The following is a 24,240-nucleotide window of genomic DNA, read 5'->3' as shown; positions in this document are numbered from 1 at the left end:
GAGCGGAACTGATGTCGGGTACGGAAGAGAAGCTCCGCCAGTACCTCAAGCGCGTGACCGCCGACCTGGGGCAGACACGTCAGCGGTTGCGCGAGGTGGAGGAGCGAGCCCAGGAGCCGGTGGCCATCGTCAGCATGGCCTGCCGCTTCCCGGGCGGGATCGCCTCGCCCGAGGACCTGTGGCGGCTGGTCGCCTCGCGCGGTGACGCCATCGGTCCCTTCCCCGCCGACCGTGGCTGGGACCTGGAAGGCATCCACCACCCGGACCCCGACCACCCCGGTACCAGCTACGTCCGGCACGGCGGATTCCTCGACCGCGCCGACGGCTTCGACGCCACCTTCTTCGGCATCAGCCCCCGGGAGGCCCTCGCGGCCGAACCACAGCAGCGCCAACTCCTCGAGATCTCCTGGGAACTGCTCGAACGCGCCGGAATCGACCCCCGTTCGCTGAAGGGCACCCCGACCGGCGTCTACGCGGGCGCCGGCATCCTCGGCTTCGGCACCCCGCATATCGAGCAGAGCGCCGAAGGCTATCTGCTCACCGGCAACACCCTCAGCGTCGTCTCCGGCCGCGTGGCCTTCACCCTCGGCCTGGAAGGGCCCGCGGTCACCGTCGACACCGCGTGCTCGTCGTCCCTCGTGGCCATGCACCTGGCCTGCCAGGCGCTGCGCCAGGGCGAATGCACCCTCGCCATGGCCGGTGGTGTGACCGTCATGACCACCCCCAACACCTTCGTGGAGTTCTCCCGCCAGCGTGGACTGGCACCCGACGGCCGCTGCAAACCCTTCGCGGCCGCCGCGGACGGCACCGGTTTCTCGGAAGGTGTCGGACTGCTGCTTCTGGAGCGGCTGTCCGACGCGCGGCGCAACGGTCACCAGGTGCTGGCGGTCATCCGTGGCTCGGCCATCAACCAGGACGGCGCCAGCAACGGACTCACCGCCCCCAACGGCCCCTCGCAGCAGCGGGTGATCCGACAGGCCCTCGCCAACGCCCAGCTGTCCTCCGCCGAGGTCGACGCCGTCGAGGCACATGGCACGGGCACCACCTTGGGCGACCCGATCGAGGCCGACGCGCTCCTGGCCACCTATGGCCGGGACCGTGCGGAGGACCGGCCGTTGTGGCTGGGGTCGTTGAAGTCGAACATCGGCCATACGCAGGGTGCGGCGGGTGTGGCCGGTGTCATCAAGATGGTGATGGCCCTGCGCCACGAGGTGTTGCCCGCCACTCTCCATGTCGACGAGCCGACACCGCACGCGGACTGGAACGGCGGTGGGGTACGGCTGCTCACCGAGGAAGTGCCGTGGCCGCGTGACGAACGTCCGCGTCGGGCCGGAGTGTCGGCGTTCGGGATTTCAGGGACCAACGCGCATGTGATCGTGGAGCAGGCTCCTGAGGCGGAGGAGGTGGCGGAGTCTGCCCCGGGGGACGCTTCCCCGGGGGATGGGGAGTGCGTTGGTGGGGTGGTCCCGTGGGTGGTGTCGGGGCGGAGTCCGGAGGCGTTGCGGGGCCAGGCGGCGGCGCTCGTGGGTCGAGTGTCCGGTGATCTTGGGACGACGCCGGTGGAGGTGGGCTGGTCGTTGGTGACGGCGCGTTCGGTGTTTGAGCACCGTGCGGTGGTGTTGGGGGCGGGCCGTGCGGAGTTGGCGGGTGCGGTCGAGGCGCTTGCCGCGGGTGAGTCGCATCCGGGCGTGGTGTCGTCGGGCGCTGCTGGTGTGGTGGGTGGTGTCGGTCCGGTGTTGGTGTTTCCGGGGCAGGGGTCGCAGTGGGTGGGTATGGGTGCCGGGTTGCTCGACGTTTCGCCGGTGTTCGCGGGGCGGGTGGCGGAGTGTGAGCGGGCGTTGGCGCCGTTTGTGGATTGGTCGTTGACGGAGGTGTTGCGGGGGGCTGAGGGCGCGGCGGATCTGGGCCGTGTGGATGTGGTGCAGCCGGTGTTGTGGGCGGTGATGGTGTCGTTGGCGGCGGTGTGGGCTGGTTATGGTGTGCGGCCTGCTGCGGTGGTGGGTCATAGTCAGGGTGAGATCGCGGCGGCGGTGGTGGCGGGTGCGTTGTCGTTGGAGGATGGCGCGCGGATTGTGGCGTTGCGGAGCAAGGCGTTGCGGAAGCTGGCCGGTGGCGGGGCGATGGCCTCGTTGGGGGTCGGTCAGGAGCGCGCTGGTGAGGTGCTCTCCGGGCTGGGCGAGGCGGCTGCCGGTGTGGGGGTGGCGGCGGTCAATGGTCCGGGGTCGACGGTGGTGTCGGGTCCGCCGGAGCAGGTGGCTGCGGTGGTTGCGGTGTGTGAGGAGGGGGGTGATCGGGCTCGGTTGATCGAGGTGGATTATGCCTCGCATGGTCCTCAGGTTGATGAGATTCATGATGAGTTGATGGGTGTCCTGGAGGGTGTGCGGCCGGTTGCGGTGTCGGAGGTGGCGTTTTATTCGACGGTGACGGGTGGCCGTGTTGATAGCACGACGCTGGATACCGGGTATTGGGTGTGCAATCTGCGGGAGCGGGTGCGGTTCGGGGACACGGTTGAGGCGTTGCTTGCCGATGGTCATCGGGTGTTTGTTGAGGTCAGTACGCATCCGGTGTTGACGGTGGGGATGCAGGAGACGTTCGAGGAGGTTGATGTTCTGGCGGTGACGGTGCCGACGTTGCGCCGTGAGCATGGTGGTCAGCGGCAGTTGGTGCAGTCGCTGGCGGAGGCGTTCACCGCTGGTGTGGAGGTGGACTGGACGCCGCTGTTCCCGGCCGAGCCCCGACCCCGTACCGTCGAACTCCCCACCTACGCCTTCCAGCACCAGCGGTTCTGGATGGCCGGTTCGGGCGGGTTCGGTGACCCCGGCGACCTCGGCCTCGACTCCGCCGACCATCCCCTTCTGGGCGCCGCCGTGGAACTGGCCGATGGCAGCACACATCTGCTGACCGGCCGAATCGCCGCCGGTGGCGGGGACGGCTGGCTCAGCGAACATGTGGTGGCGGGCGCCGTACTGGCACCAGGGGCCGCCCTGGTGGAGTGGGTGCTCCGCGCGGCCGACGAGGTCGGTTGCGGTGGCATCGAGGAACTGGCGCTCCAGGCGCCGCTGGTGCTCCCCGAGTCGGCCGGACTGCGGGTCCAGGTGGTCGTGGGCGAGGCGGCCGACGACGGACGGCGCGAGGTGCAGGTCTACTCCCGTCCCGAGACTGACGGGACGTGGGAGTGCCATGCGGACGGTGTGCTGAGCCCGCCCGCCGATGACACCAGTTCGGACGGCACGGCATCCGCGCCGGAGGGGCTCGGCGGGGTCTGGCCCCCGGCAGGAGCGCACCCCGTGGACCTGGAGGGGTTCTACGAACGCGCCGAGGCATCGGGATATGGGTACGGGCCGTCGTTCCAGGGGCTGCGCGCGGTGTGGCGGGATGGTACGGATGTCCTGGCCGAAGTGGCGCTGCCCGAGGACGCGGGCGACGGGAACGGGTTCGGTATCCACCCCGCTCTGCTCGACGCCGCACTGCACCCCGGTCTCCTCCTCACCGGATCCGAGCGGGATGGGGAACGGGAGCGGGACGGCGACCAGGTATGGCTGCCGTTCGCGTGGCACGGTGTAGCACTGTGGGCCGCCGGAGCGACCACCGCCAGGGTGCGGCTGTCCCCGCAACGGCGAGGCGCGGAGGACGAACAAGGGCTGCGCATCGTCGTGGCCGACGCCCTGGGCGACCCTGTCCTTACAGTCGACTCGCTGGTGACGCGCCCGGCCTCGATCGGCCAGCTGCGGGCCGCCGGAAGGCGCGGTGGAGACGGCCTCTTCACGCTGGAGTGGACGCCATTGCCGCAGCTGGCCGGGTCCGGGGAGCCGGTGAGCAATGGGGCCGTGCTGGGTGCTGATGGCCCGCATCCGGATCTGGAGACGTTCCTCGCGGCGCTCGAGGGTGAAGAGGCCGAAGAGACCGTTCCCCCAGTGGTCTTCGCCGAACTGACGCCCCCCGGTGTCGCCGGGCCGGAAGCTGAGGGCCTGGCGCTGGTGGAGCGGGCATTGGCGCTGGTGCAGGGCTGGTTGGCCGAACCGCGTTGCGTCGACGCCCGACTGGTGCTGGTGACACGAGGCGCTGTCGCGGCCGGTGACCAGCGGGCGGTTGAGGTCGACGTGGCGGCCGCCGCGCTATGGGGTCTGGTCCGCAGCGCACAGGCCGAACACCCGCAACGTCTGGTCCTGCTCGACCTGGCCCCCGGGGCCGATGCGGATGTGGCGGGTGAGGTCGCGCGGAGCGCCATCGCCCGGGCGGTGGAGCGGGACGAGACACAGCTCGCGGTCAGGGATGGCGAAGTGCTGGTGCCGCGGCTCGTCCGTGCCGCCATGACCGACGACGCGCCACGCGATATGCCGACGAGGCTCGACCCGGATGGCACGGTGTTGATCACGGGTGGCACCGGGACTCTTGGTGCCCTGGTGGCTGAGCATCTGGTGTGTGCGTGGGGGGTTCGGCATCTGGTGTTGGTGAGCCGTCGTGGTGTGGAGGCTCCGGGTGTGGGGGAGTTGGCTGCTCGGCTGGAGGAGTTGGGCGCGCGCCTGCGTATCGTCGCGGTGGATGTGTCGGATGTGGGCGCGGTGGCGGACCTGGTGGCCGGGATCGATCCGGCGCATCCGCTGACGGGTGTCATTCATGCGGCGGGTGTTCTGGATGATGCGGTGATCACCGCGCAGACGCCGGATCAGGTGGCGCGGGTGTGGTCGGCGAAGGCGACGGCCGCCGCGCATCTGCATGCCGCGACGGCTGATCTTCCGCTGGCCATGTTCGTCATGTTCTCGTCCGCGGCGGCAGTGCTCGGCAGCCCGGGTCAGTCCAACTACGCGGCGGCCAACGCCTTCTGCGATGCCCTGGCCGCCCACCGTCAGGCCGAGGGCCTGCCGGGGGTGTCCGTGGCCTGGGGCCTATGGGCCGAGTCCAGCGAGCTGACCGGGAAGCTCGGTGAAACGGACCGTGCGCGGATGTCCCGTTCCGGCATCACGGCGATGACCAGTACGAAGGCACTGAACCTCTTGGACACCGCCTGTGCCCATGGCCGCCCTCAACTCCTCGCCGCCGAGCTGAACGTGGCGGGGTTGGTGGGTGGAGAGGTGCCGGGTGTGTTGCGTGGGTTGGTGGGTGGTGGTGTGCGGCGGAGGTTGGCGGCTGTTGGTGGTGAGGTGTCGGGTCTGGTCGGCCGCTTGGCGGGGTTGGATGCGGTGGGTCGGGTGGGTGTGGTGCTGGAGGTGGTGCGTGGTGCGGTGGCGGTGGTGTTGGGGTTTGGTTCGGCGGGTGAGGTGCGGGCGGAGGCGGCGTTCAAGGAGTTGGGTTTCGACTCGTTGACGGCGGTGGAGTTGCGTAACCGGCTTTCGGTGGCGACGGGGTTGCGTCTTCCGGCGACGATGGTGTTCGACTATCCGACGCCGCGTGTGTTGGCCGAGTATCTGTGCACCCGGCTGACCGGCGAGACCAGCCGTTCCAGTGCGGCGGTCGCGGTGGCGGCGGAGTCGGATGAACCGGTGGCGATCGTCGCGATGACCTGCCGCTTCCCGGGTGGGGTGAGTTCCCCCGAGGGACTGTGGGAGCTGCTCGCCACGAACGGCGAAGGCATCGGGGAGTTCCCCACCGGCCGGGGCTGGGACCTCGACGGACTCTTCCACCCCGACCCCGACCACCCCGGCACGTCCTACACCCGCAAGGGCGGCTTCCTCTATGACGCGGGTGAGTTCGATGCGGGGTTCTTCGGGATCAATCCGCGGGAGGCGTTGGCGACGGATCCGCAGCAGCGGTTGTTGCTGGAGGCGTCGTGGGAGGTGCTGGAGCGGGCCGGAATCGATCCGTTGTCCTTGAAGGGCAGTCCCACGGGTGTCTACGCGGGTGTCATGTATCACGACTACGCCGCCGGGCTGAGCGGTGACCCTCGGCTCGAGGGCTACTCCATGCTCGCCAGCTCAGGCAGTGTGGTGTCGGGGCGGGTGGCGTACTCGCTGGGTCTTGAGGGGCCGGCGGTGACGGTCGACACGGCGTGTTCGTCGTCGTTGGTGGCGATGCATCTGGCGGCGCAGGCGCTGCGTCGGGGCGAGTGCACGCTCGCGCTGGCCGGTGGGGTCACGGTGATGGCCACTCCGGATGTCTTCACCGGGTTCTCGCGGCAGCGCGGGCTGGCGCCCGACGGCCGCTGCAAGCCCTTCGCGGCCGCTGCCGATGGCACCGGCTGGAGCGAAGGGGTCGGACTGCTCCTGCTGGAGCGGTTGTCGGAGGCTCGGCGCCGCGGTCATCGGGTGCTGGCGGTGATACGTGGTTCGGCGGTGAATCAGGATGGTGCGTCCAATGGTCTGACGGCGCCGAATGGTCCGTCGCAGCAGCGGGTGATCCGGCAGGCGCTGGCGAGTGCCCGGTTGTCTCCGTCCGATATCGACGCGGTCGAGGCCCATGGCACGGGCACGACGCTGGGCGACCCCATCGAGGCTCAGGCGTTGCTGGCCACCTACGGTCAGGAGCGGCCCGGGGACCGGCCCCTGTTGTTGGGGTCGATCAAGTCGAATATTGGTCATACGCAGGCGGCTGCGGGTGTGGCGGGTGTGATCAAGATGGTGGAGGCGATGCGGCATGGTGTGCTGCCCGCCTCTCTGCACATCGACGAGCCGACACCACATGTGGACTGGGAGAGCGGTGCGGTGCGGCTCCTGACGGAGTCCGTCGCATGGCCGGAGGCGGATCGTCCGCGCCGGGCGGGTGTGTCCTCCTTCGGCGCCTCCGGCACCAACGCCCATCTCATCCTCGAACACGCCCCGGAAGACGCAGTATCGGCGCAGGAGCCTGCTGCCGAGCCGCCTGCCGGCGCTATCCCTTGGGTACTGTCGGCACGCAGCACGCAGGCCCTGCACGCACAGGCCACCACCCTCACCGCCCACCTCACCACGCAACCCGATATGTCAGCGGTGGACATCGGCTGGTCGCTCGCCGCCACCCGCTCGCTGTTCGAGCACCGGGCGGTGATCGTCGGCGAGGACCGCGACGACATGGTCGCGGCCCTGGAGGCCCTGGCCGCCGACGAGCCACATCCGTCGGTCGTACGTCCCGGCACCGGCACCGGGACCGGCACCGGGTCCGGCGCCGAGGGAAAGACCGTCTGGATGTTCAGCGGCCAGGGCAGTCAGCGCCTGGGAATGGGAGCCGAGCTCTACGACCGGTTCCCGGTTTTCGCCACAGCGTTCGACGAGGTCTGCGACCTGCTCGACCCACATCTCGAACACCCACTGCGTGAGGCGGCCTTCACCGGCGTGGCCGATCAGCCCGAGCTGCTGGATCACACCACCTACGCGCAGGCCGGACTCTTCGCGTTGCACATCGCTTTGGCCCGGCTGCTGTCCTCCCTGGGGCAGGCCCCGGATGTGGTGCTCGGCCACTCGATCGGGGAGATCGCCGCCGCCCAGGTGGCCGGAGTGTTCGATCTGGAGGACGCATGCCGACTGGTGGCCAGCCGCGCCACGTTGATGGGCCAGCTCCCGGCGGGTGGTGGAATGTCCTCGATCGCGGCCACCGCCGATGAGCTCGCCACCGACCTCGAGGAGTGCGACGGCCAAGTCGGTATCGCCGCGCTGAACACTCCTGGCAGCACTGTCATCTCCGGACCCGTCGAACTCGTCGACCGCGTCAGCGCGGTATGGGCGGAGAGAGGTCGAAAGACCAAGGCCCTGACGGTGAGCCACGCCTTCCACTCACCGCTCATGGACCCCATCCTGGAGCCCTTCACTCGGGCGATCGAGGGGCTGACCTACCATCCGCCCACCATTCCGATACTCAGCAACCTCACCGGCGCGCCCGCCGACGAACTCATCGCCACACCAGGCTACTGGGCCCAGCACATCCGTCAGCCGGTCCTGTTCCACCCCGCCATCACACACCTCGCCCCCGAGGCGGGTGTCTTCCTCGAACTCGGCCCTGACCCTGTCCTTGCCTCCGCGACCCAGCACACCCTTCAGCACACACCGGAGGGCGAAGCGCCGGTCGCTGCCGGGGAATCGGCGGCTAACGAGGCTCCCGGCCCGCTGGTGGCGGCCACGCTGACCCGTAAGCGTTCCGACAGCCACGGGTTCGGGCACGCCCTCGCCCAGCTGCACGCCCACGGCGGCGACGTCGACTGGGCGGCCTGGTTCCCGGCCCATCCGGCGCCACGGACGGTGGGGCTGCCCACCTACGCCTTCCAGCGGGAGCGCTACTGGCTCCCCGCGAGCGGCGGGCTCGGTGATGTGGCCGCCGCCGGATTGCAGCGTGTGCAGCACGCCCTGCTGCCCGCGGCGGTCGGCCTCACCGACGGCGGACTCGTGCTCACCGGCCGCGTCTCGGCCACTGGTACGGGCGGATGGCTGGCCGAACATGTGATGGCGGGCGCCGTCCTGGTGCCCGGCGCCGCGCTCGTCGAGTGGGCCCTGCGCGCCGCGGACGAGGCGGGCTGCGGTGGTGTGGAGGAGCTCGCGCTCCAGATCCCGCTGATCCTGCCCGCATCCGGCGGGCTACGGGTACAGGTGGTCGTGGGCGCCGCCACTGAGGACGGGCGGCGCGATGTCAGGGTGTACTCCCGCCCCGATCGGGACGTCGAACCCGGTGCGGACGCCGGATGGGTGTGCCATGCCGACGGTGTGCTGAGCCCCGGCTCCCCGGAGAAGACCGCGGAAGCGCCGGGCGCCTGGCCGCCCTCGGGCGCCGAACCCGTACGGCTGGACGGGTTCTACGAGCGCGTGGCGGCCGCGGGGTACGCGTACGGGCCCTCGTTCCAGGGGCTGCGCGCCGTGTGGCGGGACGGCGAGGACGTACTCGCCGAGGTGGCACTGCCCGACACCGTGGCGGACCGGGACGGATTCGGGATCCACCCCGCGCTGCTGGACGCCGCCCTTCATCCCGCGCTGCTCCTGGACCGGTCCGATGAGGAGCGGGATGACGCCCAGGTGTGGTTGCCGTTCGCCTGGAACGGTGTGACGTTGTGGGCGGGTGGCGCGACGACGGTACGCGTCCGACTCTCGCCGAACGAGAGCGGTGGCGAGGGCGAACGGCATCTGAAGGTGGTCATGGCCGATGCCGAGGGTGGCCCCGTGCTGACAGTCGACACGCTGACGATGCGACCGGCAGCTGCCGACCAGTTGCGGGCGGCCGGTGGCAGCGACCTCGATGGGCTGTTCACCCTGGACTGGACCCCGATGCCGATGCCGGAGCGCGCGACCGACACAGTCGGAGACGGGCCGGAGACAGGGGACGGCGGCGACTGGGTGGAGCTGGGCGCCGACGCGTGCGCACCGCTCGTCCCCGGCGCCGTACACCATCCGCATCTCGAGGCGTTGACGGCCGGGCTCGACGATGGCGCACCGACCCCGTCGGTGGCGCTCGCGCATCTGACGGGCACCGGCGCTCCCGCCGATGGCCTGGCCCTGACGGAACGAGCCCTGGAACTGGTACGGGGCTGGCTGGCCGAACCACGGCTGGCGGACTGCCGCTTGGTGATCGTGACACGTGGCGCCGCCCCCGTCACCGAGGCGGAGGCACCGGGGAACGGCGGAACGGTGGATGTCCCCGGTGCCGCTGTCTGCGGACTGGTGCGCAGCGCACAGGCGGAGAACCCGGGGCGCTTTCTCCTGGTGGACCTGGACCCGGACGATGCGAGGCACACCAACCACGAACCACCCGCACAGAGTGTGCGAAACGGTGTCGCGTACGCGGTGGAGAGGGGCGAGCCCCAGGTCGCGGTGCGGGACGGACGGGTGTGGGTGCCCCGGCTGGTGCGCGCCACTGGCGCGAGCAGCGGCGGGGTGACCGGCCCGGTGGGACACCCGGCGTGGCGGCTGGAGCTGACGGGCCCGGCGACCATGGAGAACGTCAGGCCGGTGCCATGCCCCGAAGTGCTGGAGCCCTTGGGTGCCGGGCAGGTGCGAATGGCCGTACACGCCGCCGGTGTCAACTTCCGTGACGCACTGATCAGTCTGGGCATGGTGCCAGATCAGACCGGCCTCGGTGGCGAGGGCGCCGGTGTCGTGGTGGACGTTGGACCGGATGTCACCGATATCGCGGTGGGCGACCGAGTCATGGGCGTCTTCGACCGAGCCTTCGGCCCGTGGGCGGTGGCGGACGCCCGGATGGTGGCCCCGATTCCGGCCGGCTGGAGTTTCCAGCAGGCGGCGGGGGTGCCGGTGGTGTTCCTGACGGCGTGGTACGGGCTGGTGGAGTTGGGTGGGCTGGGTGCGGGTGAGTCGGTGCTGATTCATGCCGCGGCGGGTGGTGTGGGGATGGCGGCGGTGCAGGTGGCCCGTCATGTGGGGGCGGAGGTGTTTGCCACGGCGAGCCCCGGTAAGCATGCGGTGCTGGAGTCCATGGGTGTTGATGCCGCTCATCGTGCGTCTTCGCGGGATGTGGCCTTCGAGGACGCACTGGGCGAAGCCACGGGCGGGCGCGGTGTGGATGTGGTGCTCAACAGTCTGGCGGGGGAGTTCATCGACGCCTCCCTGCGGCTGCTGGGCGAGGGCGGTCGTTTCCTGGAGATGGGCAAGACCGATATCCGCGATCCGGAGCAGATCGCGGCCGCCCACCCCGATGTGGCCTATCGGGTATACGACCTGATCACTGATGCCGGGCCCGATCGCATCGGCCGGATGCTGCGGGAATTGCGCCGCCTGTTCGAGGCGGGTGTGCTGGAGCCGCTGCCGGTGCGTTCGTGGCCGTTGAGCCGTGCGCGGGAGGCGTTGCGGTATCTGAGTCAGGCGAAGCACACGGGCAAGCTGGTGCTGGACGTACCCGCTCCGGTGGACCCGGACGGCACGGTCGTGATCACCGGTGGTACGGGCACGCTGGGTGGGCTGGTCGCGGAACATCTTGTCCGTGTCTGGAAGATGGGCCATCTGGTGCTGGTGAGCCGGAGGGGTTCCGATGCGCCCGGCGCGAAGGAGCTTGCCTCCCGGCTGGAGGAGCTCGGTGCGGATGTGCGGATTGTCGCCGCCGATATCACCGATGCCGCCGCGGTCGAGGCTCTTGTGGCGGGCGTCGATCCGGCGTATCCGCTGACCGGGGTGATTCATGCCGCGGGTGTTCTGGATGACGCGGTGGTCACCTCCCAGACTCCGGAACGGCTGGGGCGGGTGTGGGCGGCCAAGGCCGCTGCGGCCGCGCATCTGCATGCCGCGACGGCGGGTCTGCGGCTGGGGATGTTTGTGATGTTCTCGTCGGCTGCGGGGGTGATGGGCAGTCCTGGGCAGGCCAACTACGCGGCGGCCAACGCCTTCTGCGACGCCCTCGCCGCCCACCGCCAGGCCCAAGGACTGCCCGGAGTCTCCGTGGCCTGGGGCCTGTGGGCCGAGTCCAGTGATATGACAGGCAATCTCACCGAAGCCGACTTGGCCCGAATGGCGCGCTCGGGCGCCACGCCGATGTCCAGCGAGTACGCGCTGCGACTGCTCGACGCCGCCGCCGAAAACGGCGGGCACCAACTGATCGCGGCGGATATGAACGTACGGGCCCTGGCCACACAGCCCGCCGACACCCTGCCCGCCCCACTCCGCGCCCTGGCGGCCATGAACACCGCTGGCGCGGCAGGACGGCGTACGGCGGCTGCCGGTGATGTGCGACCGGCCGACTGGTCCGCACGACTCGCTGGACTGTCCGCGGACGAACGCCATCGAGCCGTGCTCCAACTGGTCCGTGGCCATGTGGCGGCCGTACTCGGACACGCCGGTACGGAAGCGGTGCAGGCGGACGCGAACTTCAAGGAACTCGGCTTCGACTCCCTGACCGCCGTCGAACTGCGCAACCGGCTCGGCGCCGCCACCGGACTGCGGCTGCCCGCCGCACTCGTCTTCGACTATCCGGAGGCAGGCGTACTCGCCGACTACCTGCTGGAACGCATCGCCCCCGGGGACGGCACCGCGCCCGGCCCGGACCGCGTCGACCCCGTCCTCAACGAACTGGCCAGGCTGGAAGCCACCCTGATCGGCCTCGAAGTGGAGGACGACGCGTCCACGGCGGTCACGGCACGCCTGGAAAGCCTGCTGGCGAAGTGGAAGGCGACACGGAAGTCGGCGGACGCCGCCGCGGAGAAGACCGCGGCAGAGAGGCTTGAGTCCGCGTCCGCGGCCCAGGTCCTCGACTTTATCGACAACGAACTTGGCGTGTCCTGAATGTGCCGGGCGCGACGATCGCTGAAGGCCGGGTGAACCCCTCGTGGTGAACGTGAATGAAGAGAAGCTGGTCGAGTATCTCAAGCGTGTTTCCGCGGATCTGCACGATACGCGACTGCGTTTGCGTGAGGTGGAGGAGCGGGCCCAGGAGCCGGTGGCCATCGTGAGCATGGCTTGCCGCTTCCCGGGCGGAGTGGACACCCCGGAGGCGCTGTGGCGATTGGTCACCGACGGTGTGGACGCCATCGCCGACTTCCCCACCGATCGCGGCTGGGACCTGGACAGCCTCTACCATCCGGACCCGGATCACCCCGGCACCACCTACGTCCGCCGTGGTGGATTCCTCGATGGCGCCGACCAGTTCGACCCCCAGTTCTTCGGCATCAGCCCGCGCGAAGCATTGGCCACCAGCCCACAGCAGCGACTGCTGCTGGAAACCGCGTGGGAGGCATGTGAACGGGCGGGAATCGACCCGCTCTCCCTCAAGGGCTCCCCGACCGGTGTCTACGCCGGGACGGCCACCACAGGCGGCACCTCGGCGGGCGACCTCCCGCAGAAGGGCGGCGAGGGCTACGCGGGCAACGCTCCGAGCCTCCTGTCCGGCAGGGTGTCCTACACCTTCGGTCTGGAAGGGCCCGCCGTCACAGTGGAGACGGCATGCTCATCGTCGCTGGTGGCACTGCATCTGGCCGGTCAGGCGCTGCGCCAGGGCGAGTGCTCCCTCGCACTCGCCGGCGGGGTGACGGTCATGACCACCCCCGAAGTCTTCACCGGCTTCTCCCGGCAGCGCGGACTCTCTCCGGACGGCCGCTGCAAGGCGTTCGCGGCCACCGCGGACGGTACGGGCTGGGGAGAAGGTGTCGGCCTGGTGCTCCTGGAGCGGCTGTCCGACGCGCGGCGCAACGGTCACCAGGTGCTGGCGGTCATCCGTGGCTCGGCCATCAACCAGGACGGCGCCAGCAATGGTTTCACCGCCCCCAACGGTCCCTCGCAGCAGCGGGTGATCCGACAGGCCCTCGCCAGCGCCCGGCTGTCCCCGTCGGAAGTGGACGCCGTTGAGGCGCATGGCACCGGGACCAAGCTGGGCGACCCGATCGAGGCCGACGCGCTGATCGCCACCTATGGCCGGGATCGTGCGGAGGACCGGCCTTTGTGGCTGGGGTCGTTGAAGTCGAACATCGGCCATACGCAGGGTGCGGCGGGTGTGGCCGGTGTCATCAAGATGGTGATGGCACTGCGCCATGAGCTGCTGCCCGCCACCTTGCATATCGATGAGGTCACCCCACATGTGGAGTGGGACGGCGGCGGAGTACGGCCGCTGACCGAGGCGGTCACGTGGCCGAGCGGCGATCGGCCGCGTCGGGCGGGTGTGTCCTCCTTCGGTATCAGTGGGACCAATGCGCATGTGATCGTGGAGCAGGCTCCTGAGGCGGAGGAGGTGGCGGAGTCTGCCCCGGGGGACTCTTTCCCGGGGGATGGGGAGTGCGTTGGTGGGGTGGTCCCGTGGGTGGTGTCGGGGCGGAGTGCGGAGGCGTTGCGGGGCCAGGCGGCGGCGCTCGCGGGTCGAGTGTCGGAGCACGCCGAACTCACACCCGTAGGTCTCGGTTGGTCGTTGGTGACGGCGCGTTCGGTGTTTGAGCACCGTGCGGTGGTGTTGGGGGCGGACCGTGCGGAGTTGGCGGGTGCGGTCGAGGCGCTTGCGGCGGGTGAGTCGCATCCGGGCGTGGTGTCGTCGGGCGCTGCTGGTGTGGTGGGTGGTGTCGGTCCGGTGTTGGTGTTTCCGGGGCAGGGGTCGCAGTGGGTGGGTATGGGCGCCGGGTTGCTCGACGTTTCGCCGGTGTTCGCGGGGCGGGTGGCGGAGTGTGAGCGGGCGTTGGCGCCGTTTGTGGATTGGTCGTTGACGGAGGTGTTGCGGGGGGCTGAGGGCGCGGCGGATCTGAGTCGTGTGGATGTGGTGCAGCCGGTGTTGTGGGCGGTGATGGTGTCGTTGGCGGCGGTGTGGGCTGGTTATGGTGTGCGGCCTGCTGCGGTGGTGGGTCATAGTCAGGGTGAGATCGCGGCGGCGGTGGTGGCGGGTGCGTTGTCGTTGGAGGATGGCGCGCGGATTGTGGCGTTGCGGAGCAAGGCGTTGCGGAAGCTGGCCGGTGGCGGGGCGATGGCCTCACTCGGTGTGGGGGAGGACCGGTTCGCCCAGCTGCTCGGTGAACTCGGTGACCGGGCTGTTGGTGTGGGGGTGGCTGCGGTCAATGGTCCGGGGTCGACGGTGGTGTCGGGTCCGCCGGAGCAGGTGGCTGCGGTGGTTGCGGTGTGTGAGGAGGGGGGTGATCGGGCTCGGTTGATCGAGGTGGATTATGCCTCGCATGGTCCTCAGGTTGATGAGATTCATGATGAGTTGATGAGTGTCCTGGAGGGTGTTCGGCCGGTTGCGGTGTCGGAGGTGGCGTTTTATTCGACGGTGACGGGTGGCCGTGTTGATACCACGACGCTGGATACCGGGTATTGGGTGTGCAATCTGCGGGAGCGGGTGCGGTTCGGGGACACGGTTGAGGCGTTGCTCGCCGATGGTCATCGGGTGTTTGTTGAGGTCAGTACGCATCCGGTGTTGACGGTGGGGATGCAGGAGACGTTCGAGGCGGTTGATGTTCTGGCGGTGACGGTGCCGACGTTGCGTCGTGAGCATGGTGGTCAGCGGCAGTTGGTGCAGTCGCTGGCGGAGGCGTTCACCGCTGGTGTGGAGGTGGACTGGACGCCGCTGTTCCCGGCCGAGCCCCGACCCCGTACCGTCGAACTCCCCACCTACGCCTTCCAACGGCGGCGATACTGGGCCACCTCGACGGACGGAATGGGCGATGTCGGCGCCGCGGGGTTGCAGCGGGTGGAGCATGCGCTGTTGCCTGCCGCGGTGGGGCTCGCCGACGGCGGATGGGTACTCACCGGCCGCATCGCGGCCGGTGGCGGCAGTGGCTGGCTGAGCGAGCACGCAGTGGCGGGCACCGTGCTGGTACCGGGCGCGGCCCTGGTGGAGTGGGCCCTGCGTGCGGCCGATGAGGTGGGGTGCGCGGGTGTTGAGGAGCTGGCGCTCCAGGTTCCCCTCGTCCTCCCCGAGGCGGGCGGGCTCCGTGTCCAGGTGGTCGTGGACCAGGCCGACGACACGGGGCGGCGCGATGTGCGCGTGTACGCCCGCCCCGACCGTGACGCCCAACCCGGTGTCGACGCGGGTTGGACATGCCATGCGGAAGGTGTGCTGAGTCCGTCTGGCGTGGGGACGCAGCCGGACGACCTGGGTGGGGTATGGCCTCCCGCGGGTGCGGAGTCCGTGAGTGTCGAGGGCTTCTACGAGCATGCCGTGGCCTCGGGATACGCCTACGGGCCGTCGTTCCAGGGCCTGCGCGCGGTGTGGCGGGACGGTGGGGACGTGCTCGCCGAACTCTCCCTGCCCGAGGCCGCCGGAGACCACGACGGGTTCGGAATCCATCCGGCGCTGCTGGACGCCGCCCTACATCCCGTGCTCCTTGCCGATCGGGCCGACACAGCCGGTGCGCCGGATGGTGACAAGGAGCTGTGGCTGCCGTTCTCCTGGAACAGTGTCTCCCTGTGGGCGGCCGAAGCGACCACGATCCGGGTCCGGATCTCGCCTCATGGGAATGACACCGACGGGGAGCGCGGGCTACGGGTGACCGTGGCCGATGCCGTGGGCGAGCCCGTTCTGACCGTCGATTCTCTGACGATGCGCCCGGCCGACGCCGATCAGTTGCGTGCCGTGAGCGGACGGGACATCGACGGGTTGCTCACGGTGGAGTGGATTCCCCTCCCGACCGGGACCGCCGCCCCGGTATCCCCGGACGCGGGCGCGTACGCGGTGTTGGGCGAGGCCACCGGCGTCGAGGGCGGGAGCGTGCTGCGCCACCCGGACCTGGAGGCGCTGATCGCCGCCATGGACGAGGGCGCGGTCGCGCCTGCGGTGGCCATGACCTTTCTGCCGCCCGCCGCCGACCCGAGCGGAACGGACCTGGCCACCGGGGCGGCTGATGGATTGGGCGCCGTCGAGCGGGTGCTGGAATGGGTACAGGGCTGGCTGGCGGAGCCGCGTTTGGCCGACGCCAGGCTGGTGGTGGTGACGCGGAGCGCGGTCGATGTCCGTAGCGGTGAGCTCGAGGTGACTGCGGCGGGGGTCTGGGGATTGCTGCGGAGCGCCCAAGCAGAGCACCCGGACCGTTTCCTGCTTCTTGACATCGAGACTGACCCCGCTCCGGACATCGTCGAGGGTGTGCTTGCCGCCGTGGCCCGCGGCATACGGATGGACGAGTCACAGATGGCTCTGCGGGGCGAGCAGGTGCTCGTACCCCGGCTGAGGCGCGCTCGGGGCGCCGAAGGTACCGAGTTGGCAACCGCGTCCGAGACGCTCGATCCGGACGGCACGGTACTGATCACCGGTGGTACGGGCCTGCTCGGCGGTCTGGTGGCTGAGCATCTGGTGCGTGCGTGGGGGGTTCGGCATCTGGTGTTGGTGAGCCGTCGTGGTGTGGAGGCTCCGGGTGCGGGGGAGTTGGCTGCTCGGCTGGAGGAGTTGGGCGCGGGCCTGCGTATCGTCGCGGTGGATGTGTCGGATGTGGGCGCGGTGGCGGACCTGGTGGCCGGGATCGATCCGGCGCATCCGCTGACGGGTGTCATTCATGCGGCGGGTGTTCTGGATGACGCGGTGATCACCTCGCAGACGCCGGATCAGGTGGCGCGGGTGTGGTCGGCCAAGGCGACGGCCGCCGCGCATCTGCATGCCGCGACGGCTGATCTTCCACTGGCCATGTTCGTCATGTTCTCCTCGGCCGCCGGAGTGCTGGGGAACGCGGGCCAGGCCGGATACGCCGCCGCCAACGCGTTCGTCGACGCCCTTGCCGCCCATCGTCGGTCCCGCGGACTCCCGGGGCTGTCCGTGGCCTGGGGGCTGTGGGAGCAGGCGAGCGCCATGACCGGACACATGGGCCGCACAGAGCTGACCCGGTTGCGCGGTATGCGGCCACTCTCTTCCGAACGCGGACTCGCGCTGCTGGACGCCGCCTGCCGACTTCCCCAGTCTCTGGTGGTCGCCGTTGACATGGATGCGGCGGGGTTGGTGGGTGGAGAGGTGCCGGGTGTGTTGCGTGGGTTGGTGGGTGGTGGTGTGCGGCGGAGGTTGGCGGCTGTTGGTGGTGAGGTGTCGGGTCTGGTCGGCCGCTTGGCGGGGTTGGATGCGGTGGGTCGGGTGGGTGTGGTGCTGGAGGTGGTGCGTGGTGCGGTGGCGGTGGTGTTGGGGTTTGGTTCTGTGGGTGAGGTGCGGGCGGAGGCGGCGTTCAAGGAGTTGGGTTTTGACTCGTTGACGGCGGTGGAGTTGCGTAACCGGCTTTCGGTGGCGACGGGGTTGCGTCTTCCGGCGACGATGGTGTTCGACTATCCGACGCCGCGTGTGTTGGCCGAGTATCTGTGCACCCGGCTGACCGGCGAGACCACCGGGACGAACACTCCCGTCCTGGCTGTGTCCGACTCCGATGAGCCGGTGGCCATCATCGGAATGACCTGCCGCTTCCCCGGCGATGCGAACTCCCCGGAAGAGCTGTGGGATCTGGTCGCCGCCGGGAAGGACGTCATCGGTGAGTTTCCGACCGGCCGGGGGTGGGACCTCGACCGTCTCTTTCACCCGGACCCGGACCACCCCGGTACGAGCTACGCCGATCGAGGTGCGTTCGTCCATGACGCGGATGAGTTCGATGCGGGGTTCTTCGGGATCAATCCGCGGGAGGCGCTGGCGACGGATCCGCAGCAGCGGTTGTTGCTGGAGGCGTCGTGGGAGGTGCTGGAGCGGGCCGGAATCGATCCGTTGTCCTTGAAGGGCAGCCCCACGGGTGTCTACGCGGGTGTCATGTATCACGACTACGCGGCCGGGCTGAGCAGCGGAGACGATGCGAAGCTCGAAGGTTATGCGATGCTCGCCGGTTCCGGGAGTGTGGTGTCGGGGCGGGTGGCCTACTCGCTGGGTCTCGAAGGTCCGGCGGTGACGGTCGACACCGCCTGCTCCTCCTCCTTGGTGGCGATGCATCTGGCGGCGCAGGCGCTGCGTCGGGGCGAGTGCACGCTCGCGCTGGCCGGTGGGGTCACGGTGATGGCCACTCCGGATGTCTTCACCGGGTTCTCGCGGCAGCGCGGGCTGGCGCCCGACGGCCGCTGCAAGCCCTTCGCGGCCGCGGCGGACGGTACGGGCTGGGGCGAGGGCGTGGGCGTTCTCCTGCTGGAGCGGTTGTCGGAGGCTCGGCGCCGCGGTCATCGGGTGCTGGCGGTGATACGTGGTTCGGCGGTGAATCAGGATGGTGCCTCGAATGGTCTGACGGCGCCGAATGGTCCGTCGCAGCAGCGGGTGATCCGGCAGGCGCTGGCGAGTGCACGGTTGTCTCCGTCCGATATCGACGCGGTCGAGGCCCATGGCACGGGCACGACGCTGGGTGACCCGATCGAGGCTCAGGCGTTGCTGGCCACCTACGGTCAGGAGCGGCCCGGGGACCGGCCCCTGTTGTTGGGTTCGATCAAGTCGAATATTGGTCATACGCAGGCGGCTGCGGGTGTGGCGGGTGTGATCAAGATGGTGGAGGCGATGCGGCATGGTGTGCTGCCCGCCTCGCTGCACATCGACGAGCCGACACCACATGTGGACTGGGAGAGCGGAGCGGTACGGCTCCTGACGGAGTCCGTCGCGTGGCCGGAGGCGGATCGTCCGCGCCGGGCGGGTGTGTCCTCCTTCGGCGCCTCCGGCACCAACGCCCATCTCATCCTCGAACACGCCCCGGAAGAGGCAGTATCGGCGCAGGAGCCTGCTGCCGAGCCGCCTGCCGGCGCTATCCCCTGGGTACTGTCGGCACGCAGCACGCAGGCCCTGCACGCACAGGCCACCACCCTGGCGGCGCACTTGGCGAAGGATGGCGGAGCCACGCCCGCCGAGGTCGGTTGGTCGCTGATCACCACGCGTTCGGTGTTCGAGCACCGCGCGGTGGTCATGGGCGAGGACCGCGATGAGCTGGTCAACGCGGTCCGGGCACTGGCGAGCGGTGAGTCGGACACGGGTGCGGTGTTGTCCGGCACGGCCTTGACCACGAGCGATACCGGTCCGGTGTTGGTGTTTCCGGGTCAGGGTTCGCAGTGGGTGGGTATGGGTGCGGGGTTGCTGGATGCTTCGCCGGTGTTCGCGGAGCGGGTGGCCGAGTGTGAGCGGGCGTTGGCGCCGTATGTGGATTGGTCGTTGTCGGAGGTGCTGCGGGGCACGGGCGGGTCGGCCGACCTGGGTCGTGTGGATGTGGTGCAGCCGGTGTTGTGGGCGGTGATGGTGTCGTTGGCGGCGGTGTGGGCTGGGTATGGTGTGCGGCCTGCCGCGGTGGTGGGTCATAGTCAGGGTGAGATCGCGGCGGCGGTGGTGGCGGGTGCGCTGTCGTTGGAGGATGGTGCGAAGGTGGTGGCCCGGCGCAGCAAGGCGCTGCGGCGACTGGCCGGTGGTGGTGCGATGGCATCCCTCGGCGTGGGCCAGGACCAGGCCGCACAGTTGCTCTCGACACTGGCCGACCGGGCCGACGGCGTGGGTATCGCCGCAGTAAATGGGCCTGCGTCGACCGTGGTGTCGGGCCCACCCGACCAGGTGGCCACCGTCGTGGCGGCATGTGAGGAGAGCGGCGAACGGGCCCGGCTGATCGAGGTGGACTACGCCTCGCACGGCCCTCAGGTCGACGAGATCCACGACGAGCTGATGGCTGTCCTGGACGGTATCGGCCCCGTCAGCACCTCCGGTTCGGCAGCCGTGTTCTACTCCACGGTGAGTGGCGGCCCGGTCGACACCGCCACCTTGGACACCGCCTACTGGGTGACCAATCTGCGCGAGCGCGTACGGTTCGCCGACACGATCGAAGCGCTGCTGTCCGCCGGTCATCGGGTGTTCATCGAGGCCAGTACCCATCCGGTACTGACGCTCGGGATGCAGGAGACCTTCGAGCGGGCGGGCGTCGAGGCGGTAACGGTGCCGACGCTGCGCCGTGACCACGGTGGCCGACAGCAGCTTGTGCGGTCACTCGGCCAGGCGTTCACCGCGGGCATCGACGTCGACTGGACCCCCCTCTGTCCCACCTCTCCGCCCCCGCGCGTGGTGGCCTTGCCCACCTACGCGTTCCAGCGTGAGCGGTACTGGCTCGACAGCCGTGGCGGCCGTGGGGGCGATCCGGCCGACCTCGGTCTGACCCCCGCCGGACACCCGCTGCTGGGCGCCGCCGTGGAGCTCGCCGACGGCAGCGGTCATGTGCTGACCGGCCGGATCTCCGCACGCGGGCACGGCTGGCTCGGCGACCATATGGTGGCGGGCACGGTGCTGGTGCCGGGAGCGGCGCTGACCGAGTGGTCGCTGCGCGCGGCGGACGAGGTCGGCTGCGGTGGTGTGGAGGAGCTGATGCTCCAAGTCCCGCTGGTGCTCACGGAGTCGGGTGCCCGGCGGGTGCAGGTGGTCGTGGGCGAGAGCGGGGATGACGGTCGGCGCGACGTACGGATCTACTCGCGCCTCGATGACCCCACCGGCTCGCACTCCGGATGGGTCTGCCATGCGGAGGGCGTGCTGACCCCGCCCCTGGAGGGTGCGGACGAAGCACCGGGCTTGGACGGAGCGTGGCCACCGGCGGGTGCGCGCCCACTGGAGATGGAGGGCTTCTACGAGCGGGCGGCCGCCGCTGGATATGCCTACGGGCCCTCGTTCCAGGGGCTGCGCGCCGTGTGGCGGGACGGCGAGGACGTACTCGCCGAAGTGGCACTGCCCGACAGCGTGGCGGACCGGAACGGATTCGGCATCCACCCCGCGCTGCTGGACGCCGCCCTGCACCCGGCCCTGCTCATCGACCAGCTCGAGACCACCGACACCGATCCCGAGCCCACCGACGGCAAGGTGTGGTTGCCCTTCGCCTGGAACGGTGTGGCGCTGTGGGCGGCCGAGGCGACGACCGCGCGGGTCCGGCTCTCGCCCCATCCGGGGATCGCGGAAGGCGAGCGCGGACTGCGGGTGACCGTGGCCGATGCCGTCGGCGCGCCGGTGCTGACGGTCGACTCGGTGGCGATGCGGCCCGCGAGCGTCGATCAGCTGCGGATGGCGAACACGGACCGTGCGGACAGTCTGTTCACCGTTGACTGGACCGCCCTGCCGCTCGCCCCCGAGGCCGGGGAGACGGAGGCGGCCGACAGCGACGACTGGGCCGCACTGGGCGCCGGTGGCCATCCGGACTTGGCAGCGCTGATCGCGGCACTCGACAGCGGCGCGCCCGTCCCGTCAGTGGTTCTCGCCGATGTCCTGTCCAGCCGCCTGGACGACATCGCGCCGGAGATCGGTGGGGACCACTTCCAGCGGGCGGCGGTCGAAGGGCTGGCGCTCACGGAGCGTACGTTGGAGCTGGTCCAGGGCTGGCTCGCCGAACCGCGGCTGGCCGACGCCCGGCTTGTGGTGCTGACACGAGGCGCCGTCCCGGCGGACGGCCACCACGGCATCGCTTCCGGCCAGGAGTATGCGGATGTGGCTGCCGCCGCGGTGTGGGGCCTGGTCCGCAGCGCGCAGTCGGAGAACCCTGGACGCTTCATCCTCCTGGACGTCGACCACGGCACCGATGGCACCGACGGCATGGGTGCGAGCCCCGACCCCGTACGCGTCGCCGTGGCACAGGCCCTGCGTGCTGACGAGCCCCAACTGGCGCTGCGCGCGGGACGGGTACTGGTGCCACGTCTCGTCCGCGCCGATAAGGGAGGTGCCGGGCTGGTCGGTCCGGTACACCAGCCGGCGGCCTGGCGGCTGGACACCGCGGGCACCGCGACGCTGGAGAACGTGGCTCCCGTGGCGTGCCCGGAGGTGCTGGACGCCCTGGCGGCGGGGCAGGTACGCGTCGCCGTGCACGCGGCCGGTGTCAACTTCCGTGATGTGCTGGTGAGTCTGGGCATGGTCCCCGGTCAGACCGGCCTCGGCGGCGAGGGCGCCGGTGTGGTGGTGGATGTCGCACGGGATGTCACCGATGTCGCGGTGGGCGACCGGGTCATGGGCATCCTCGACCAGTCGTTCGGCCCGCTGGCGGTCACGGACGCCCGGCTCGTGGCGCCGATACCGACCGGCTGGAGTTTCCAGCAGGCGGCCGCCGCCCCCGTGGCCTATCTGACCGCCTGGTACGGGCTGGTGGAGCTGGGCGGGTTGAGCACGGACGAATCGGTGCTCATCCACGCGGCAACCGGCGGTGTGGGCACGGCGGCCGTACGGATCGCCCGTCATCTGGGTGCCGAGGTCTATGCCACCGCCAGCCCCGGTAAGCATCCGGTGCTGGCGGCCATGGGCATCGACGCCGCACACCGCGCCTCTTCCCGCGACCTGGCCTTCGAGGACATATTGCGCGAAGCCACCGGTGGCCGTGGTGTGGACGTGGTGCTCAACAGCCTGGCCGGGGAGTTCATCGACGCGTCGCTGCGGCTGCTCACGGAGGGCGGCCGACTGCTGGAGATGGGCAAGACCGATATCCGCGACCCGGAGCAGATCGCGGCCACCCACCCGGGGGTGTCCTATCAGGTCTACGACCTGATCACCGGCGCGGGCCCGGACCTTATCCACCGGATGTGGCACCATTTGACCCAGCTCTTCGAGGCGGGTGTGCTGGAGCCGCTGCCGGTGCGTTCGTGGCCGTTGAGCCGTGCGCGGGACGCCCTGCGGTGCCTCAGTCAGGCGAAGCACACGGGCAAGCTGGTGCTGGACGTACCCGCTCCGGTGGACCCGGACGGCACGGTCGTGATCACCGGTGGTACGGGCACGCTGGGTGGGCTGGTCGCGGAACACCTTGTCCGTGTCTGGAAGATGGGCCATCTGGTGCTGGTGAGCCGGAGGGGTTCCGATGCGCCCGGCGCGAAGGAGCTTGCCTCGCGGCTGGAGGAGCTCGGTGCGGATGTGCGGATTGTCGCCGCCGATATCACCGATGCCGCCGCGGTCGAGGCTCTTGTGGCGGGCGTCGATCCGGCGTATCCGCTGACCGGGGTGATTCATGCCGCGGGTGTTCTGGATGACGCGGTGGTCACCTCCCAGACTCCGGAACGGCTGGGGCGGGTGTGGGCGGCCAAGGCCGCTGCGGCCGCGCATCTGCATGCCGCGACGGCCGGTCTGCGGCTGGGGATGTTTGTGATGTTCTCGTCGGCTGCGGGGGTGATGGGCAGTCCTGGGCAGGCCAACTACGCGGCGGCCAACGCCTTCTGCGACGCCCTCGCCGCCCACCGCCAGGCCCAAGGACTGCCCGGAGTCTCCGTGGCCTGGGGCCTATGGGCCGAAGCAAGCGGTATGACCGGCCACCTCGCCGAGGCCGACCTCGCCCGGATGGCACGCTCCGGGATCGCGGCGATGCCCAGTGAACAGGCGCTGGAGCTGCTGGACGCCGCGTGCTGGCACGGAGCCCCCCAGCCCGCGGCCGTCCAGTTGGACGTACGCGCCCTGGCCGCCCGGCCCGCCGACACCCTGCCCGCCCTGCTGCGCACCCTGACCGCCGACGGTGCGGCCACCCGGCGCACCGCCGCCACCGGGCGGCCCGCCGCCGGTCTGGTCGGTCGCCTCGCCCCGCTTCCGCCGGATGAGCAGCACCACGTCCTGCTCACGCTGGTGCGCGGTCAGGCGGCCGCGGTCCTGGGCCACAGCGATGTGCGGGCGGTGTCCGGCGACACCCCGTTCAAGGACATGGGATTCGACTCGCTGACCGCGGTGGAGCTGCGCAACCGGCTCTCCGCGGACACCGGGCTGCGACTGCCCGCCACCTTTGTCTTCCGGCACCCGACACCGTCGGCCATCGCCGCGGAACTGCGCGAGCAACTGTGCCCCGCACAGGAGGCGGCCCAGGCACCCGTCTTCGGTGAGCTGGAGAGGCTGGAGGCGGCGATGGCGGCGTTCGCCCCCGACGAGGAAGGCCGCGGCAGGCTGGCCAAACGCCTGGAGACGCTGCTGTGGCGGCTCAACGACGGCTCCGCCGAGACCACCCTCGAACACACCGCGGACGACGGTGTTCTCGAGTCCGCGTCGGACGACGAGTTGTTCGAGTTCATCGACAGGGAATTGCCCTCTTGACCGTGA

General features: G+C 70.2%; 2 protein-coding genes. Both read left to right on the top strand.

All coding sequences use genetic code 11. From position 1 onward, the window contains the following. The first annotated feature begins 11 nt into the window (after positions 1-11). Entirely contained in the window at positions 12-12,119 is a 12,108-nt protein-coding gene (locus tag AB0C66_RS29065) for an SDR family NAD(P)-dependent oxidoreductase (protein WP_362444961.1), read from the top strand. 43 nt (positions 12,120-12,162) lie between these two features. Further along, positions 12,163-24,234, top strand: a complete 12,072-nt coding sequence (locus AB0C66_RS29060) for an SDR family NAD(P)-dependent oxidoreductase (RefSeq protein ID WP_362444958.1) — start codon at positions 12,163-12,165, stop codon at positions 24,232-24,234. The last annotated feature ends 6 nt before the right edge of the window (positions 24,235-24,240 follow it).

The organism is Streptomyces sp. NPDC048636 (assembly GCF_040650655.1).
In the GTDB taxonomy this organism is placed as follows: Bacteria; Actinomycetota; Actinomycetes; order Streptomycetales; family Streptomycetaceae; genus Streptomyces.
The sequence above is the reverse complement of the archived record's forward strand: the minus strand, read 5'-3'. Positions and strand labels throughout refer to the sequence as shown.